We start from the raw sequence: 18707 nt of genomic DNA on the forward strand, positions 1-18707 counted from the left end.
TTCCTTAGTCTTCCAGCCAGGGTTGCGATTTTCTTTGCAACCGGTTGGCCAGCAACGTGGCCGCGATTGAGATAAACAGGATCACGATAGTGATCGCATTGGCGAATTGTCCGAACCCTTCAGAGGCATAGCGATAAGCCAGCACCGACAGGACCGGCATCGTCGGGGTAAACAACAGCACCACGAGCGACAGATCGCGGATGATTTTCACAAAGATCAGAATACCGCCCGCCGACAGGCCGCGGATGGCCAAGGGCACTGTGATTGACGCAAGCCGCCGCAGGAAACTGGCCCCAGTGATGCGGGCACTTTCCTCAAGCTCTCCACCTACCTGTTGAATAACTGCGCGACCTGTCTGTACAGAAAACGGCAAGAGATAAGCGGTTGCGGCGATCACGAGGATGGCGAAGGTACCGTAAAGTGCAGGGAATGGCCCGATGGGAGCACCAAGATAGGCGATGTAGGCTGCACCGAACGCAATGCCGGGCACCAGCAGGGGCAGAAAGCTGATCTGCGTGATCGCGGCAGAGACCCAGCCCGTGCGGTAGCGCGCCGTCGTGTAAGAGGCCAGCAATCCGACAATCATACCTGTGAACGCCACCGCAATGCCAAGGCTGAGTGTGACGATCAAAGCCCGCACGATATCAGGATTATAGGCAATACCGGGGATGCCTTGGGCAAACGATGGGTCCGATAGCCCTACCCAATAGGCAGAGGTCCAGTTGGAAAAGAGGTTTGCAGATGATGGCGCGAAGCTGGAGGCGAGCAGGATGATTATCGGCACCACGGTCGAGCTGAGCAAAATCACCATCGCAACTGCAAACAGCGGCCAGCGCGCGCCGCGCAGATCAAAACGCCTGGCCCTTCCGCCCTTGCCAGTGATCGTGGCATAGGACCGCCGGCCAGAGACCGCACGGTTGCCGATCCATAGAAAAGCGGCCGAGATCAGGACCAAAAGGATCCCTATCACATAACCGCGCCCCACCTGACCAACCTCGATCATACCGAACAGACGCGTGGACAGCGTTTGCATGCGCACAGGCAAACCGAGCAACGCGGGTGTTGCAAAATTTGAAACGGCACCCGCAAAGCATAGGCTGCCCGCTGCGACAAGCGCTGGTGTTGTCACCGGTAGGACAATGCCCATCAAGATGCGCCTTCCTTTGGCACCAGCGATCTGTGCTGCCTCGACCAGATCCGAGTTCACGGTCGCAAGGGCTGCGGCAATGATCGTGAAAGCCAGGCTAAAGTAATGCAGCGTCAGGACGATCAGCGTTGGCACCATGCCCCATGCCAGCCAATCGGGAACATCAAGCCCCATTCCTTGCAGCCATCCGACCTGCCCACCGACACGGTCGTTTCGAAACAAGGATCCCCACGCAAGCGCTGCGGCAAAGCTGGGGATCATAAAGGGCAACGCAGACAAGATACCGATGGTGCGTCGGAAGGGAACATTCGTCATCACCACAAGCCACGCCAGAAACCCGCCTAGCAACATGCAGCCCGTTGCGACGATTACGCCGATCAGCATCGTGTTGCCGAGAGGTTTGTAAAACAGGTTGCGCGACAGACGACCGGTTAGAACATCGCTCCAGGCCTTGATGACATCAGGCTGAAAGGTGAAGAGAACCGTGCGGATCAGGGGTAAGACGATCAACAGGCATAAGATAATTAGAACGACGGCCTTGAGGATCGTGCCGTCCCGAAACAGCACACGGCGGCCTTGCGCGTTCAGTGAGGCATCCGACATGCGACGCTCCTTTTCCACAAAATGAGGTTAACGTGCGCGCAGTGACGGCGCGCACGCCATGTGAGTTTGGCGCTACTGTAGCGTCAGCACCAGATCACCGATCTCGGCGCGGATTTCTGCCGTGGCGGCAGGGGCGATGCGCCAAGCGGTGAAATCATCTAACGACACGGCATCGGGATGCGGCGCGATATCGCTCCGGGTGAGGTAGTCACCGGCAACATAAAACGGCGCCAGACCGGGCCCGCCTGTCTCGCTCTCGTCGCCCATCAGGAAATCAATCACCAAACGTGCGGCTGCCGGGCTATTGGGTTCGGCTGACAGGGCCACAATTGCGGGAAAAATAATGCCGGGTGCCGGTGCCACATCATTGGCAACCTGTAGGGCCCAGCCTTCTTCTTCATTGTCGCGGCGATCAGAGTAGGAGGTGAAGCCAATGGGCGGGTTTTCTTGACCCAAACCGCCAACAGCGGCGTTCACATCATCGGTCGAGCTGACAAGGATCAAATCATTGGCAAAAAGATCCATGATGAACTTCTCACCCGCATTTGCGGCACCATCCAGATCAATCGCCATGCCAAACTCGACCTCGTAGGCGACTGCCATCTCATCCGAGCGCAGCACGATTTCTGTCATCAGATCAAGATAATCGCCACGCTGAAGCGGATCGACCATCAACACGCGACCAGTCCATTCTTCGCGGGTCAGATCCCATAGACTGTCAACCGGTGCGCCATCGGGGCTGGCCTCTTCGTTATACATCAAAACCTTAGTCGACAGGCGCTGCGCCAGAACCGGGCTTTGGAATTCTGCTGGAACGCGATCGGCCACACGCGGCGGCACATAGGGTGCGATGATCCCGGTCTCCAGCAACTCGGGCAGAACCACTGGCGCATCAGATACATAGATCACATCTGCATTGGCAACGCCTGCTTGGGCCTCCGCCTTGAGGCGGGCGATTTGCTCGGTCGATGAAATGTCAAAACCGATCAAATCAATGCCCGGATAAGCGGCCTCAAATGCCGCCTCGACCTTGCCGATGCGGCTGGTGAAGGAATAGACCGTGACCGATCCTTCGGCCTGCGCCAGTGGCAGCAATTCTGCCGGTGTCATGGTGTCGATGTGGCCGTCCGCAAGTGCGGAACCGCACATAAGAATACCGATCGCGCCAAGGCGCGTTGCGTTCATTTTAGTCATGATGTCCTCCATTTGGACTATGTTGAGTTAGTCGAACCGCTCGATGAGTTGTCCCAACCTCTCCAGTTTTTTGAGTGATTGTTTTTGCTCCGTCAGACCGGCGGCAATCACAATCGCGTTGCAGATGGTCATAGGAACGGTCAGCGTTTGAAACGCCTCAGTGCTGCCGGACCGCGGGGCCGCCAGAATGTAATCAGGGGAGGGGGCCGCCATCGCACCTGCGCTGCCGCAGATCACGATGGATTGCGCCCCCGCTTCGCGCGTTGTTTCGATCAACGGCACGTAGTGCTTGGGTGCGCGGCGGAACACGAAAGTCAGAACGACATCCCCTGGACGCAGGCCCAGAGTTTGCTCCGCCAGCGATCGTGCATCTGATGCAAGCTGGTGGGCGTCCTTCCCAAAACGGCGGAACCGTTTGAGCATCAGCAAGGCTAGAATTTCGGCGTTACCCGTGCCTTGGATGAAAATGCGGTCTGCTGACATCAGCTTTTCTGCAACTTGGTTGATTTGGGTGTCGGAAATGAAATTGTCGACGTGCGACAAAGCATCGACTTCCTCGGCGATAAGATTACCAAGAGTTGTGCCCGTGTCGTTGTCAGAGATCGTTTTTTGAAAGCGGGTAGCGGTTTCATTGGTCGCTATGAACTCATCGCGCAAGGCATCTCGGAACCTCGCGTAACTATTAAACCCTAACTTCTTTGCCAGCCGTGACGCTGTCGCCTCATGGACCCCGACGGCCTTTGCAAGTTCACTTGCAGTCCCAAGTGCGGCCGTGGTCGGGTCGTCCATCACCGACTGAATCAGCAGTCGCTCATTTGGCGTCAGTGTTAGCGCGCTGTCGGATATCGTCTTGATGAGTGACATAGTGCAAGTCCAATCGTTTCTGCAGGTACATTTGCAGAAAGAGATATATCTTGCAAGAAAAATTGCAAGAATCATTCCAAATTTCAGACAAAAGGTCGATCTACGTCCTTCTGGGGTCAGGGCTCATAACCAGTAGATGACGGTAGCGGCGAGTGCGATTGCTGAGAGGAAGACCTTGGGGCAACGATCATAGCGGGTTGCGACACGTCTCCAGTCTTTCAGCCTACCGAACATGATCTCGATACGATTGCGCCGCTTGTTTCTGCGTTTGTCATATCGACAGTTTTGGAGCGGGACCTCCGACTGGGGATGCATGGCCGGATGGCCTTGTCTTGCAGGGCTTCGCGGAACCAATCAGCGCCGTAACCACGATCCCCGAGCAACCAGTCAACGTTTGGCAGGCTGCTCAGCAGCGCCCGCGCTCCAATATAGTCGCTGACCTGCCCGGCGGTGACGAAAAAGTTGACGGGGCGTCCTGCGTTGTCACCCATCGCGGATGCCGAACGTGGACCAACCGATGAAGAATTATCGGCTGGTCCTTACGTCAATCACTACCGCCTCGAAACAATGGAAAAAAGTATTCAACAAATTTACGGGCGAGTGCATGGCCATCCAACGATTGATGATCGGTTTGAGACGACAACGCCGCTATTCGGTTTTGATCCCGATGCTGGATGGGCGCGGACACGCAGCCGTTGGTATCGGCTTGGGCCGGACTGGCAGCTCCTAAACCCCGATGAGAGGGAGGAGACCGCCACGGCTATACAGAGGCTCCTTAAGGCGCAGCGCAATTGGGTTGCTGCCGAGATACACGATCATCAGAAGCTGGTTAAGATTGTGAAAGAACGGAGCGACGAGATGCCGATCCGAAAGTCAATTGACGAATTGTAGCGGCAGACAGGATCTACATTCGAAACTAGCCGACCTTCATCGCTGAAACGAAGACGTCTCTTATGCGGACAAACCGGACTTTTGCAACTGCAGCCACTGCTGACGCAGCATTTGTTGATGCTTACAGATACTTATTTACGTCATTATGCTGAGTTTCGCCAAAGCGGTCATTGAGGTCAGCAAAGGTGCGACGGAAACGGACATGGCTTTCAGTAAGTATCTAGGTGAGTTCCACCATAAAGCCTCGTCACGATGCCGGGCGCGAGGTCGAAACGATCAAGATTTTCAGTGCGTTGGTCTTACAGCTCCGCCATCGCGGCCAGTGTGTGCTCCAGACCCAAACGAATATGTGTTTCCAAGGCCGCCTTCGCCTTTGCGGTATCGCGGGCGAGTGCTGCATCGAACATCGTCTTATGTTCGAGCACGGCGTCGGCGCCGCGGTTCGTCAGCACAAGCATTTGATAGCGCAGGTATTTGTCAAAGATTGTACCGTGCAGCGATAACAAGTTTTGCGAATTGCAGGCCTGAATAAGCGCTTGATGGAACTCCCAATCGTAACGTTTCCAAAGCTCTTTTTGGGCGACGTCGCCATCCAGCATTTTCTGTTCGATCAAATGCAGCTTGTGATGCGCGGCAACAAGATTGCCTTCCCAATCCGCATCCCCACAAGCAATCGACGTTTCGAGCGCAGAGCATTCCAGCAAAATGCGCAGTTCTGCGATCTCTGTCAGGTCTTCAGCGGACACGGGGCGCACGAAGAATCCGCGCTGTTCGGCCGCCTGAACGAACCCTTCGCTGGCCAAACGGTTCAGCGTTTCCCGCAACGTCGATACGCTGGCCTCATACCGGTCGCGCAATCCGTCCAGCTTGAGTTTCGCACCCGGCTCAAGCCCACCAAAGATAATGTCATGCTTGATCCGCTCGTATGTGCTGGAGCCTACAGTAGGGGCGGTTTGGGACATGCTGGTCTTTCATTTTCACGCAGTTTTTCAGTTGATAACACGATCATCCGATATTCCTCAATGGTGGATAAAATAGGCAATAATAAAAAATATCATATATTCTTGCGAATCTATAGAACTCTGATAGCGTGGCCGAAATACGTTACGAGAGGGCCGGATGGGGCAATCAATGAAATTGGCGGTCGTGGGGGCAGGTCTTGTCGGACAGCGCCATATTGCTGCGATTGGTCAAGTGGACGGCGTTGAACTGGCCGCTGTGGTCGAACCCGGACCGACAGAACAATCGGTGCCTGTTTTTGCGTCCTTAGAAGATATGTTCGCGGCGGTCGATGTCGATGGTGTGATCCTGTCGACGCCTACCTTGATGCATGTTGATGGTGGTATGGCCTGCATGGATCGCGGCGTGCCTGTGTTGATTGAGAAACCTCTGGCAGCATCAGCGGATGATGCACAGGGGTTGATTGATCGCGCCCGCGAAAAGGATGTGGCAATTCTGGTCGGCCATCACCGCCGCCATAACCCGATCATTCAGAAGACGGCAGAGTTGATTAAGGAGGGGGCGATCGGTCAGCCGCGCGCAGCACAGGTGACGTGCTGGTTCTACAAGCCGGATGATTATTTCGACGTCGCCCCTTGGCGCAAGAAAGCAGGTGCGGGTCCGATCTCGGTCAATCTTGTCCATGACGTTGATCTCATGCGCTACTTTTTGGGGGAGGTCGTGACCGTTCAGGCGCAGACGGCGCCATCATTGCGCGGGTTTGAAAACGAGGACCTTGCGGCGGCCGTTCTGCGGTTTGAAAGCGGTGCGGTCTGCACGATCACCGTGTCCGACAGCATCGCATCGCCGTGGAGTTGGGAGCTGACATCGCGCGAGTATCCGATTTATCCCGCGACGAACGAATCCTGTTACCTGATCGGCGGGTCCGAGGGCGCGTTGAGCATCCCTGACATGCGCCTTTGGCAACATGAAGGCGGCACAAGCTGGTGGAACCCGATCAAGGCGACGGCGATGCCGGTGAGCTCGTCCGATCCGCTCATCAATCAGATTGCACACTTCGAAGACGTGATTCGTGGTCGCGCTAAACCCTTGGTTACAGGGGAAGAAGGCCTAAAGACATTGCGCGTTATTGAAGCGATCCAGATCGCCGCGCACACGCAAACCACCGTTCATCTAGGCAACGATGTTGCAAAATCAGTTGCTTTAGGTGAATAAAATATCCGATATTTTGTAAAATGTATTGCGAAATTAGGAAAATACGGCATTAATCTGCCACACAACCTGCCCGAACGGGCATTCAATCGTCTGGGAGGACATTATGAAACTTACAATGACCCGCCGTCTTGCGATGGCCGCCATGGTCGCTGCTGGCACAATCGCCGCCGCGCCTGCATTCGCCGATGGGCACGCCATTCAATTGCGCATGTCCACATCCGGTTCTGAAACCGATGCGCGTTCGGTTGCTTTGGCAGAAGTATTCGGCCCCGCCGTTGCTGGTTTCGCATCCTACGAGCCATCCTACAACGCAACACTGTTCGACCAAGGCACAGAGCTTGACGCGATCAGCCGTGGCAACCTTGAGATGTCGATCACATCGGCACAGGAACTGGCACAGTTCTTCCCTGAGTTCTCGATCTTCGCGACGGGCTACGTCCACCAAGACGCCGCGCACCAGGTCCGCGTGTTCAACGACCCGCTGATGGCGCCATTCCTTGCGACTGTCGAAGAAGAGCTCGGTGTTAAGTTGCTGTCCGTGATGTATCTGGGCCAGCGTCACGTGAACCTGCGCCAGACTCGCGAAGAGCTGGACGTGCAGACACCTGCTGACCTTGCAGGCGTGAACCTGCGGATGCCGGGCACAGACGCGTGGCAGTTCCTCGGCGCTGCTTTGGGTGCGGCACCAACGCCAATGGCCTTTACCGAGGTTTACACCGGTCTGTCGACTGGTGCGATTGACGGTCAGGACAACCCGCTGCCGACCGTTGTGGACCGCAAGTTCTACGAAGTGACAAATCAGATCGCTCTGACGTCACACCTTGTGGACCTGAACTACATCGCGATCTCTGCCGAGACGTTTAATTCCATGGAACCTGCGCAGCAATTGGCTGTTCAGAAAGCTGCAGACGCTGCGGCTTCCGTTGGCCGCCTCCGCCAGCTTGAGCTCGAAGGCAGCCTGACCGCTTTCCTCGAAGAGAATGGTGTGGAAGTCTATACACCTGACACAGCCGCATTCCGCGAGCACGTACAGGCGCAGTATGTCGGTTCCGAATTTGCCGCCAGCTGGCCAGAAGGTGTTCTGGACGCAATCAACGCGCTCGGTAACTAAGACCTGAGAAGGGAGACCCGCCATGAAGACTTTATTCCGGTGGGTCTCTCGTATCTCTGACGCAATCGCGGCCACATTGTTGGCCGTGATTTTCTTTACCTTCCTGTTGCAGATCGGGTCGCGCTATACGCCGCGCATCATCCGCAGCCTTGGTCTTGAAGAGACCTTTCCCACACTTGCCGCTGTGCAACCCCTTGGCTGGACGCTTGAGCTTATCGCGATCCTGTGGGTTTGGGTGATCTTTTTCAGCTGCGCCTTCGTGGTGCGCGAATGGGATCATGTGAAATTCGACATTATTTGTCTGGCGGTGTCGCGCCGAATGCGCACGATCTTCGCTGTGATCTCGGCCGTCGCGATTGTGGCGGGGATGCTTTACGCGCTGCTGCCAACGCTTGATTACATCGACTGGATGAAAATCCGCAAAACATCGACGGTACGCAATCCATTTACAGGCAGCAAAATTCCGATGCGCACCATCTTTAGCGTCTACGGCGCATTCATGATCGTGGTCGCCGCCCGCTATGCGTGGCTGGCGATAGATACGCTGCGCAACGGGCCGCCCAAGACCGAACTCGAAATCGTGCTTGAGGCTGAATCTGCAGCAGATGCCAAAGCGGCGGAGGCACAGTCATGAGCTTTGAACTCGTCTCCCTCCTCATAACGCTCTTTTTCCTTGCAGGAATTGGCACGCCCATTGGGTATTCTATCCTGCTGGCCTCGGTTGTTTACCTCGGTATTGCGGGTCTCGATGTGGCGCTTGCTGGTGAAAAGATCCTGCAAGGGTTCTATGGCAGTGCGATCCTGCTGGCCGTGCCGTTGTTCATTGTGGCCGCGAACATCATGAACGCGGGCTCGATTACGGACCGTTTGTTGAACTTTTGCGTGGCTGTCGTTGGGCGGTTCAAAGGCGGGATGGGACATGTGAATGTCGTTGCCTCGCTGATCTTTTCGGGCATGTCAGGGTCCGCCGTGGCAGACGCGGCAGGCATCGGGAAAATCATCATCTCGATGATGACCCGCAGCGGCAAATACAGCCGTGGATATGCGGCGGCAATCACTGCGGCCTCGGCCACAATCGGCCCGATCATCCCACCATCCATTCCGATGGTTCTCTATGCGTTAGTGTCCAATGCGTCAATTGGCGCTCTGTTCCTCGCGGGTATCTTGCCCGGTCTGATTATGGGCGTCGTCCTGATGGGCATGAACGGTTACCTCGCCCACAAACGCGGGTTCGAGGTAGAAGAAGCTGTGCCGCTGAAGGCTTTGCCGAAAGTCACAGCAAATGCGTTTCCTGCGCTGCTCATGCCTGTGATCCTGCTCTATGGAATTTACGGTGGCGTCACGACACCAACCGAAGCCGCCGCGGTCGCCGCATTCTATGCCCTTATGCTGGCCGCGTTGTTCTACCGCTCTTTGTCATTCAAGGCGCTCTACAATGTGTTCGTAGGCTCCGCGCGTTCATCTGCTGCCGTAGGCATTGTGATCGGTGGGGCGTTCATCTTGAACTTCATCGTTATCACCGAGCAAATCCCGCAGAGCATTTCCGGCGTTTTGGAAGGGGCCGAGATCAGCCCGCTGATGTTCCTGATCATGGTCAATGTGCTGATCCTGCTGTTGGGCTGCGTGCTGGACGCGACGACGATTATTTTGGTGATCGTGCCGCTGTTCATCCCGACCTGCGAAGCCTTGGGCATTGATCTGGTGCATTTTGGCGTGCTGGTTGTGGTGAATTCGATGATCGGCCTGATTACGCCGCCCTATGGGATCTTATTGTTCGTGATCAACGCGGTCACCGACATTCCCTTGCGCGAAATTATCTCGGAAATCTGGGCGTTCCTTGCCGTGCTAATTGGGGCGCTGATCGTGATGATGCTCTCACCTGATCTGGTGCTCTGGCTCCCGCGTTTGCTTGGATATCAGGGCTAATGTTGACGATCCCGCTCAGCGCTGCTCCGGGTGATTTGGCAACGAAACTGGCTGCGATCGCCGAGGTCGGATTTGAGGCGATTGACCTGAGCCTGACGGAAGTTGCCCAGTTTGACGGCACGCTTGACGAACTGGCGGGGCACATCGCGGGTACAGGCCTCAGGATCGCGTCCCTTGGGCCGCTCGATACGGGTGCTTCTACGGCTTTGATTGAGGCCAAGGCTGCTGTGGCCCAGGCCTTGGGCGTCGATCTTTTGATCCTTACAGTTGACGGGGATGTCCCGACTGCTTTGCCAAACACCAAGGGCGTACGTCTGGCGCTGCGACCATCGCGAACCGCCGAGGACGCCGTGATCGCCTTTGTCAAAGAACAGAACGATCCCGCGATTGGCCTAGCCTTGAATGCGTTTGAAATCTTGGGCGATGGATCCCGCCCCGCCCGTCTACGGGATCTGGACGGGTCATCGGTGTTCCATGTCACCCTATGTGACGGCCCAACCTCGCCCGCCTTGCCGGGCCAAGGGACATTGAACCTAGGCGGATTTGCCCGTGTGCTGGCGCGGATTGGATATCATGGGCCGTGGTTGGTGGAGGCCGCGGCTACGGGGTCCGCCAGCGTGCCCGACGCATACCGCGCACTTGTTACGGTTTTGTCTGATGCGTCAGTGATCGAACCCCTTTTACGTAGCACCACGCCCGAACTCCCCGCAAAAGTCCCTGTCAGCGGGTTTGAATTTATTGAATTTGCGGTTGATGAAGCGGGGGCTGTCCAACTTGAGGCCGTGCTGACCTCAATGGCGTTCCGGCGCGAGCGTTCTCACCGCACCAAACACGTGGCGCTCTGGCGTCAGGGGGCGGTGAACATTGTTATTAATCAGGATCGACAGGGCCATGCGGCGCGCACCTTTGCGCAGCACGGGCCCTGCGTCTGCGACATGGGCCTGCGGGTTCAAGATGCGTCCGAGACCGTTGCGCGCGCTACGGCGCTCGGCAGTCAGGATTTCTCACAAGCAGTGGGCCTTGGCGAGCTTGATATTCCAGCGATCAAGGGCGTAGGGGGCAGCCTGCTGCATTTCATTGACCAGCATTCTGATCTGCACCGCGTTTGGGACATTGAATTTGAACCCGTCGCACGCACGCGTGCCACACCGCCGGCTGGGCTGCGCAGGGTCGACCATGTGGCCCAGACCATGCACTTTGAAGAGATGCAGAGCTGGCTTCTGTACTATCTGACCACATTCGAGATGACAAAATCAGCCATTGTGAACGTCGCGGACCCGTCCGGCATCGTGCGATCGCAGGCGATTGAAACACCCGAAGGCGAGGTGCGGCTGAACCTGAACGGGGCCGCAGATACCGAAACGCTGGCGGGGTCTTTCGTGTCGGGCCGCTTGAGCGCGGGGGTGCAACATATCGCTTTCCAAACCGACGAAATTTTTGAGACTTCTACGCAGTTTGAAGCCTCTGGCTTTGCTCGCCTGAACGTTCCACAAAACTACTACAGCGACACGCAGGCGGCGTTTGGCTTGGACGACGCGACGACCGATGATCTGCGCCGCCACAACATCCTTTATGACGAAGACGAACACGGGGCTTATTTTCAGCTGTATGGCCAGACGATCTTTGACGGGCTCTTCTTTGAGATCGTTGAGCGCAAAGGCCGCTATGCAGGATACGGCGCACGCAATGCGCCAATCCGGCTGGCCGCACAAACACGAACCCTCAAAGGTGCCGCATGAGTGACGACGCAGATGCAATCCGCAATTGGTGGCGCACGTCGATCATCGACATGGAACCGGGCAAGATCGCCTTTCGCGGCCACCTGATTGAGGACCTGATCGGCAATGTGTCCTTTCCGCAGATGATCTGGCTGATGACCGCCGCGCGGTTGCCATCGGCGGGTGAGGCCACGTTGCTTGAGGCGGCTTTGGTCGCAGGAGTCGATCACGGCCCGCAGGCGCCGTCGATCGCCGCCGCCAGAATGACTGCGACCTGTGGGGTTGGTTTGAACAATGCCATGGCGAATGGCGTCAACATGCTCGGCGATGTGCATGGCGGCGCGGGCGAGCAATGCGCGGACCTGTATTATGACATCAACGACCGGATCGAGGGCGGCGCAGCCTTGGCTGATGCCGTGCAATCAGGGCTTGATGCATGGCGCGCCGAAAACGGCAAGATCGTCAGCGGCTTTGGCCATCGGTTCCACAAACCTGTCGACCCGCGCGCGCCCCGCCTGATGGCGCTGGTCCGCGCGGCGGCCAAGGCAGGCACCGTTTCGGGCCGCTACGCCGACATTGGCGAGGCCGTGCAGGCCAATCTCAGCGCCCGCAAACCTCTGGCGATGAATATCGATGGGGCCACGGCCGTGATTTTCTGCGAGCTCGGATTCCCTGCACCTTTGTCGCGTGGCCTATTTTGTCTGTCCCGTTCGGTGGGAATTCTGTCCCACGCATGGGAGCAGATGCAGCAGGGCGGGCGCAACAAAGGCCCGATGCCGCCCGCGTATTTGCCAAAATACGATAAAGCATAAAATATCATAGATTTTTAATTACCTAATATGATACTGCTTTAAGCAGACATAATAAGGTGATTCCGACATGCCAAATGAAACTGGCGATCCTCTTTATTCGCTTGCGCATCTGACGTTGATCAATGCGACAGCGCCCGAGCTGATCTACATCGCGGCGCGCGCGGGATATGACGCGGTGTCCCCGCGGTTCATCCAGATGAACGTGCCCGGTGAGTTTCGCGAAAGCCCCATTGATAAGGCGATGGTGTCGGCCACCAAGACGGCGTTGAAAACGACGGGCCTCAAGGTTCTCGACATCGAACTGGCCCGCATCACCGAGGATTGCGACCCGCGCAGCTTTGAGGCAGCGTGTGAATTGGGCGGCGAATTAGGTGCCACCCGTATGATTATGTCCGCTTGGACGCCCACGCGCGATGATCGCAATTTCATCGTCGATTGCTACGCCGAAACTTGCGAGATCGCGGCCCCCTACGGGCTGTCCGTCGATCTCGAATTCCCCAGCTTCAGCCGTCTGCGCACCTTGGACGAGGCGTTGGACATCGTGCGCGCCGCAGATCGGCCCAACGGCGGCATACTGGTCGATACGCTCTATATGCACCTCAGCCGTGTGGACCTTGCCGAGCTTCTGCATATCCCCGGTGATTTGCTAAACTTCCTTCACATCTCGGACGCTTTGCCTGGCATCGCGGATACGCGCGAAGGGATGATCCAGCTGGCGCGCGATGCGCGTCTTTACCCCGGCGAAGGCTGCATCGATTTCGCTAGGATCATCGAACGCATGCCGCCGATTGATTATTCCATCGAACTGCCAAACCAATCCCGCGTCACTGAGCTGGGCTTTGAAGAACATGCACGGCGGTGTTTGCAACACGCCAAACGCACCTTCGGCCATGTCCGGTCCGAGCGGCGCACCCATCCTATTCCCCTACAAGAAAGCACTAAGGACTATGGCCAAAGAGCTCACTGACGAAGTCCGCCAACTGACGGCAGACATGATTGCGCGGGCCCGCGCAGCAATGAAAGAAATCGAGAACTGGTCTCAGGCTGATCTGGACCGGTTGAGCCAAGCCATTGCATGGTATGCAGGCAACGAGGCGACTTTCACACGACTGGCCGAACAGGGCGTCGATGAAAGCGGCATCGGGGATCGTGCAGGTCGCCCCGCCAAACGTTTCAAGATCCAGATGGTGCTGCGCGACGTGTTGCGCACCCCGTCCACGGGTGTGGTCGAGGTGGATGAGGCCAAGGGGGTGGTTAAATACGCCAAACCTGCCGGTGTGATCGCCTCGCTGATCCCGATGACAAACCCGGCGATGACGCCGCCCGTGACGGGCGTGTCGTCGGCCAATGCGCGCAACGCGGTGATCTTCTCGCCGCATCCGCGCACCGCTGGCACCACGTTTGAGATGGTCGAGATGATGCGCAAGGCCTGCGAGGCCGTGGGTGCGCCTGCCGATCTGTTTCAGGCGGTGCGCCACCCGTCCATTCCAATGACGCAGCACCTGATGGAGGAATGCGATCTGACGCTGGCCACGGGTGGTAAACCCATGGTGAAAGCCGCGTATTCGTCGGGGCGGCCTGCGTATGGGGTTGGTGCGGGCAACTCGTCTATCGTGATTGACGAGACCGCAGATATCGACGTTGCCGCCGCAAATACGAGGATATCCAAGACCTCTGATTTCGGGTCAGGCTGTTCGGCGGATGGCAACATCATCATTCAGAAATCCATTTACGATCGAATGGTTGCGGCGTTGCAGGCCGAGGGCGGGTATCTGTGCTCTGCCGAGGAAAAGGCGCTGCTTGAGGCTGCGATGTGGGATGAAAAGGGCAACCGGACTTTTCCGACGATTGCCTGCAAGCCACAGCAAACTGCAGATGTTGCAGGGTTCACCGTGCCAGAGGATAGCAAGTTCATGATGGTCGAAAATCAGGGGCAGATCGGGCCGGAGCATAAATTTAGCAGGGAAAAGCTCACCACGGTTATGGCCTTGTATCACTTTGATAGGTTTGACGACGCCCTCGATACCGTGCGCCAAATATATTCAACGGGCGGCATCGGCCATTCGTGCGGCATTTACAGCCACAGCGAGGATAATATCGACGCCCTGGCGCGGGTCGCGCCCGTCAGCCGCATGATGGTGCGCCAACCGCAATCCAAAGCCAACGCGGGGTCGTGGACCAACGGCATGCCGATGACCAGTTCACTGGGCTGTGGCATCTGGGGCGGCAACATCACCAACGAAAACGTTACCATGAAACACATGATGAATTACACTTGGGTCGCGCGACCCATCGCCGAGGATCGACCCTCTGAAGAGGAACTTTTCGGTGAGTTTTACGGACAGGAGATCGCGTGATGGACGGGACCAAAGTAGAAGGCAAAACAGTCGCAGAACATATCGTTGATTTTCTTGGCCGACGGAACGTCGAACATGTGTTTGGCCTGTGCGGGCATACCAACATTGCTGTTCTTGCGGCGCTGGCCGAAAGCCCGATTGATTTCATTACTGTGCGGCACGAACAAATTGCGAGCCATGCGGCGGACGCCTATGCGCGGGTCACGGGGCGGGCGTCGGTGGTTCTCAGCCACCTCTCGCCGGGCCTAACTAACTGCGCCACCGGCGTCGCCAACGCAGCACTTGATTGCATCCCGATGGTGGTGATCGCAGGTGACATTCCAACGCATTACTATGGCAAGCATCCGCACCAAGAGGTGAACCTGCACGCGGACGCGGCCCAGTGGGAAATCTATCGCCCCTTCGTGAAACGCGCATGGCGGGTGGACCGCGCTAACCTTATGGCGGAAATTCTTGAAAAGGCCTTCCACCTTGCAGAATCTGGTCAACCCGGCCCCGTATTGGTCAATGTCCCAATGGATATCTTCAGCGAAGTCATTTCGTCCGATACCTTTGATCGCATCGCGAACAACACCAAATCGCTGATCAAGCCCAGCATTGACGATGAAACCGCCCGCGAGATCATCGAAAAGATCGCAACTGCAGACAAACCCGTCGCCTATATCGGTGGTGGGATCCTGTTGGCGCAGGCGAGCCAGGAAATGGAAGATTTCGCCACTCACATGGGCCTGCCGATTGCGCATTCCCTGATGGGCAAAGGGGCTGTGCGCGACGATCATCCATTGGTCATGGGTATGACGGGCTTCTGGGGCACCGAACTGGTGAACCAAACCTGTTTGAACGCCGACGTGGTCTTTGCCGTGGGCACGCGGTTCAAAGAGGCCGATTGTTCCAGCTGGTACCCGGGCTACACCTTCAACATCGGGGTCGAGGGAAACGACACAAAGGTCATTCACATCGACATCGAACCGCAAGAAATCGGGCGCAATTACCCGACCGAAATCGGGGTGGTGGCTGATGCCAAGGCTGCGTTGCGTGTGTTAAACCGTGTCGCGCGCGAGATGTATCCAGACAGGTTTGATCGCACTGAAAAGAAGACCGAGATTGCCAAGTTCCGTGAGACCTTCAAAGCGTCGAACACCGACATGCAAACCTCTGCCGCGTTCCCGATGATGCCCGAACGCATCTTGGCAGACACCCGCATTGCCTTGCCTGACGATGCGATTATCACAACGGACGTAGGCTGGAACAAGAACGGCGTGGGCCAGCAGTTTGATATCCTCACACCGGGATCGATCCTGACACCGGGTGGCTTTGCGACGATGGGCTTTGGTCCGCCCGCCGCCATTGGCGCAAAACTGGCAGCACCTGATCGCGTGGTCCTGTCGCTGGTAGGCGACGGCGGCTTTGGTCAGAACCCGTCGATGTTGGCCACGGCTGTGGAACTCAACCTTGGCATCATCTGGCTAGTGATGAACAACAACGCGTTCGGCACAATCGCAGGTCTGCAAAAGGCGCACTATGGCCTGACCTACGGCACGACTTTTCCGGGCAGTGCAGCAGCCCCGACCAACGGGCCAGGCTATGCCGAGATTGCGCGCGCCTACGGGGCGGAAGGCATCCGCATTTCCTCTGCCGATGATCTGCTGCCCGCCTTGCAGGCCGCCATTGCCAGCGGCAAGCCAACGGTGTTGGATGTTCCCATGATCAACAACCCGACGCCCACGACAGGGCACTGGAATATCCTCGACATCTATTCCCCTGACAAAGACGTCAGCCACGTTTCGACCTAAAGAAAGCCGCGCCATGCAGAACCCCAAGAACCGTTTCAAATCCGCCATCGCAGATCAAAAGCGGCAATTGGGGGTCTGGAATACCATTGGCGGCAACACGGTGCCCGAACTTTTGGGCGGTGCAGGCTTTGATTGGGTGCTGGTGGACTGCGAACACGCGGCGATTGAAACGATCGAGGTTCTGCCCGCGCTTCAGGCTATCGGGCAAAACCCAGATACATCCGCCGTGGTACGCGTTGCCGCCAACGATGCGACGCTATTCAAACGGGTGCTCGACATGGGCGCGCAGACCGTGATGGTCCCTTACGTGCAGACCGCAGATGAGGCCGCCGCCGCCGTTCACGCGATGCGATATGGCCCACAAGGCATGCGCGGCATGGCGGGCATGACCCGTGCCACACGCTACGGAAAGGTCGACGACTACTACAACGTCGCCGAAGATGAACTGTGTCTGATCGTTCAGGTCGAAACGCTCACGGGCCTGGAAAACCTTGATGCAATTGCGGGGACCGACGGCGTGGATGCCGTGTTTATCGGCCCCGCCGACCTCAGCGCGAGCATGGGCCTGCGCGGACAAATGACCCACGTGGACGTGGATGCGGCCGTCGGCGATGCAATCAAACGGTTGGTGGAGATGGGTGTGCCTGCGGGTGTCATGGCGCTCAACCCGGATGTCGCGGACCGATACCTCGCCCTCGGCGCGGGATTCGTGGCAGTTGCCGTAGATTTGGTGGTTTTGGCCGACGCTTTGGCGGACATGCGAGGCCGTTTTTACTGAGCCTAAATTGACTCGCGCAACCCCTGTGACTACAAAATTTCATGCGTGATGCGTATCAACTTTCGGCCGAAACGAGCCGCCTTGCCACCGAGAACGGCACGGCGAACCCCAAGTGGTTTCGCCCAAACGTGGATCCGCAGGACATCCGTGCATTGATGCAAAAATCCGACGCGCGCGCGATGCGTGACACGGTTCTTTGGCTCGGGGCGATGTTTGTTTCGGCTGTATGCGCCGTTGCCCTTTGGCCATCATGGTGGTCGTTTCCATTCTGGCTGATTTACGGCGTTCTTTACGGGTCTGGCGCAGACTCTCGATGGCACGAGTGCGGGCACAAGACGGCATTCAAGACCGCATGGATGAACAACGCTATCTACCACATCGCCAGCTTCATGATGATGCGCAACCCCGCGATCTGGAGGGCCAGCCACGTCAGGCACCACACGGATACCGTCGTCGTGGGACGTGACCCTGAAATTGTTGCGATGCGCCCGCCTGATCTGTTGCGCATTGCTTTGATGTTTGTGGGCGTTGTGGATGTCTACAGCGCCTTCAAGCGCATGTTCGCGCACGCGCGTGGGCGCATCGACCCCGAAGAAGCGATGTATGTCGCCCCGAAAGACCATCCAAAAGTGTTCAGGGTCGCTCGTGTCTGGTTGGCGATTTATGCCATCATCATCGCGCTGTCGACCCTGACTGCGTCGATGTTGCCGCTGATGCTCGTCGGATTGCCCCGCCTTTACGGGGCTTGGCATCACGTCATGACAGGACTTTTGCAGCATTTAGGGCTCGCCGAGAATGTATCAGACCACCGGCTGAACACCCGCACGGTTTTGATGAATCCGATCAGCCGCTTTGTCTTGGCCCCCTAAAACTGTGCCAAAGTTGGCTTAGTTTTGGAGATTGGATTGATGGCACGGAAACGGTACTCGGATGAAGATGTTCTTCGGCTTTTGCGTGAGATTGAACTGAGCCTGGCGTCTGGCTCAGATGTAGCGACGGCCTGCAGAAGTGCTGGTGTCAGCGACGCGACCTATTACACATGGCGCAAACGGTTTGGTGGCATGGGACGATCGGAGATGGCCAATCTGAAGGCGCTTCAGAAAGAGAATGATCGGCTCAAGAAGATCGTGGCGGAGCTTGAGTTGGATAAGCTGATCCTCAAAGAGAGCCTTGATTATTTAAAGCCGAAGGCCTGACGACAGACCAGCTTCGTCAGGCCGTGGTGCACAGCCGACAAAAGCTGGCAACCTCTGAACGGCGCACATGTCGGGTTCTGGGCGTGGCCCGAAGCACGTTGCAATACCAAGCGGTTTCCACGGATGATGAGGTGTTGCGCCT

The 18707-nt window shown here is 57.1% G+C and carries 17 protein-coding genes and 1 pseudogene; 13 read left to right on the forward strand and 5 right to left on the reverse strand.

Annotated elements, in window-relative coordinates:
• Nucleotides 1-4: 4 nt before the first annotated feature.
• From DHN10_RS18315 to DHN10_RS18330, 4 genes and pseudogenes are all read right to left on the reverse strand, one after another.
• A complete protein-coding gene (locus tag DHN10_RS18315) occupies nt 5-1750 on the reverse strand; it encodes an ABC transporter permease (RefSeq protein ID WP_108816798.1) in 1746 nt (581 codons plus the stop codon).
• A gap of 72 nt (nt 1751-1822) precedes the next feature.
• Nucleotides 1823-2944 (reverse strand): ABC transporter substrate-binding protein, encoded by a 1122-nt coding sequence (locus tag DHN10_RS18320; RefSeq protein ID WP_108816799.1) that lies wholly within the window; start codon nt 2942-2944, stop codon nt 1823-1825.
• 27 nt (nt 2945-2971) lie between these two features.
• Complete coding sequence (locus DHN10_RS18325; RefSeq protein WP_159087075.1) at nt 2972-3808, reverse strand: MurR/RpiR family transcriptional regulator; 837 nt, start codon at nt 3806-3808, stop codon at nt 2972-2974.
• 123 nt (nt 3809-3931) lie between these two features.
• Nucleotides 3932-4302: pseudogene (locus DHN10_RS18330) on the reverse strand (IS5 family transposase); the annotation flags it as partial.
• Here DHN10_RS18330 and DHN10_RS18335 point away from each other — a divergent pair.
• On the forward strand, nt 4259-4699 hold the full coding sequence (locus DHN10_RS18335; protein WP_306419275.1) for a DUF6634 family protein: 441 nt from the start codon (nt 4259-4261) through the stop codon (nt 4697-4699). The pseudogene DHN10_RS18330 and the gene DHN10_RS18335 overlap by 44 nt on opposite strands.
• Before the next feature lie 299 nt (nt 4700-4998).
• Here DHN10_RS18335 and DHN10_RS18340 read toward each other — a convergent pair whose 3' ends face one another.
• Nucleotides 4999-5661 (reverse strand): GntR family transcriptional regulator, encoded by a 663-nt coding sequence (locus tag DHN10_RS18340; RefSeq protein ID WP_108816802.1) that lies wholly within the window; start codon nt 5659-5661, stop codon nt 4999-5001.
• A 169-nt stretch (nt 5662-5830) separates the two neighbouring features.
• Between DHN10_RS18340 and DHN10_RS18345 the strand changes: the two genes are divergently transcribed.
• From DHN10_RS18345 to DHN10_RS18400, 12 genes are all read left to right on the forward strand, one after another.
• Entirely contained in the window at nt 5831-6874 is a 1044-nt protein-coding gene (locus tag DHN10_RS18345; protein ID WP_234417189.1) for a Gfo/Idh/MocA family protein, read from the forward strand.
• A 103-nt stretch (nt 6875-6977) separates the two neighbouring features.
• The gene (gene dctP / locus DHN10_RS18350; RefSeq protein ID WP_108816804.1) at nt 6978-7985 is read left to right on the forward strand and encodes a TRAP transporter substrate-binding protein DctP; all 1008 of its coding nucleotides are present in this window, start codon (nt 6978-6980) and stop codon (nt 7983-7985) included.
• Between the two features lie 22 nt (nt 7986-8007).
• A complete protein-coding gene (locus DHN10_RS18355; RefSeq protein WP_108816805.1) occupies nt 8008-8619 on the forward strand; it encodes a TRAP transporter small permease in 612 nt (203 codons plus the stop codon).
• Entirely contained in the window at nt 8616-9911 is a 1296-nt protein-coding gene (locus tag DHN10_RS18360; protein ID WP_108816806.1) for a TRAP transporter large permease, read from the forward strand. The genes DHN10_RS18355 and DHN10_RS18360 overlap by 4 nt, the downstream gene beginning before the upstream one ends.
• Nucleotides 9911-11650 (forward strand): bifunctional sugar phosphate isomerase/epimerase/4-hydroxyphenylpyruvate dioxygenase family protein, encoded by a 1740-nt coding sequence (locus tag DHN10_RS18365; protein WP_108816807.1) that lies wholly within the window; start codon nt 9911-9913, stop codon nt 11648-11650. Before DHN10_RS18360 ends, DHN10_RS18365 begins: the two co-directional genes overlap by 1 nt.
• Complete coding sequence (locus DHN10_RS18370) at nt 11647-12441, forward strand: citryl-CoA lyase (protein WP_108816808.1); 795 nt, start codon at nt 11647-11649, stop codon at nt 12439-12441. Before DHN10_RS18365 ends, DHN10_RS18370 begins: the two co-directional genes overlap by 4 nt.
• Nucleotides 12442-12508: 67 nt before the next feature.
• On the forward strand, nt 12509-13408 hold the full coding sequence (locus tag DHN10_RS18375) for a sugar phosphate isomerase/epimerase family protein (protein ID WP_108816809.1): 900 nt from the start codon (nt 12509-12511) through the stop codon (nt 13406-13408).
• On the forward strand, nt 13389-14798 hold the full coding sequence (locus DHN10_RS18380) for an aldehyde dehydrogenase family protein (RefSeq protein ID WP_108816810.1): 1410 nt from the start codon (nt 13389-13391) through the stop codon (nt 14796-14798). Before DHN10_RS18375 ends, DHN10_RS18380 begins: the two co-directional genes overlap by 20 nt.
• Nucleotides 14798-16591 carry a thiamine pyrophosphate-binding protein gene (locus DHN10_RS18385; RefSeq protein ID WP_108816811.1) on the forward strand — a complete coding sequence of 598 codons (1794 nt, stop codon included), beginning with the start codon at nt 14798-14800 and terminating at the stop codon, nt 16589-16591. The genes DHN10_RS18380 and DHN10_RS18385 overlap by 1 nt, the downstream gene beginning before the upstream one ends.
• A 13-nt stretch (nt 16592-16604) precedes the next feature.
• Entirely contained in the window at nt 16605-17369 is a 765-nt protein-coding gene (locus DHN10_RS18390) for an HpcH/HpaI aldolase family protein (protein ID WP_108816812.1), read from the forward strand.
• A 41-nt stretch (nt 17370-17410) separates the two neighbouring features.
• Nucleotides 17411-18238 (forward strand): fatty acid desaturase, encoded by an 828-nt coding sequence (locus DHN10_RS18395; RefSeq protein ID WP_108816813.1) that lies wholly within the window; start codon nt 17411-17413, stop codon nt 18236-18238.
• A 39-nt stretch (nt 18239-18277) separates the two neighbouring features.
• Nucleotides 18278-18565 carry a transposase gene (locus DHN10_RS18400; protein ID WP_159086992.1) on the forward strand — a complete coding sequence of 96 codons (288 nt, stop codon included), beginning with the start codon at nt 18278-18280 and terminating at the stop codon, nt 18563-18565.
• The last annotated feature ends 142 nt before the right edge of the window (nt 18566-18707 follow it).

It is taken from the genome of Loktanella sp. Alg231-35 (assembly GCF_900143545.1).
In the GTDB taxonomy this organism is placed as follows: domain Bacteria; phylum Pseudomonadota; class Alphaproteobacteria; order Rhodobacterales; family Rhodobacteraceae; genus Yoonia.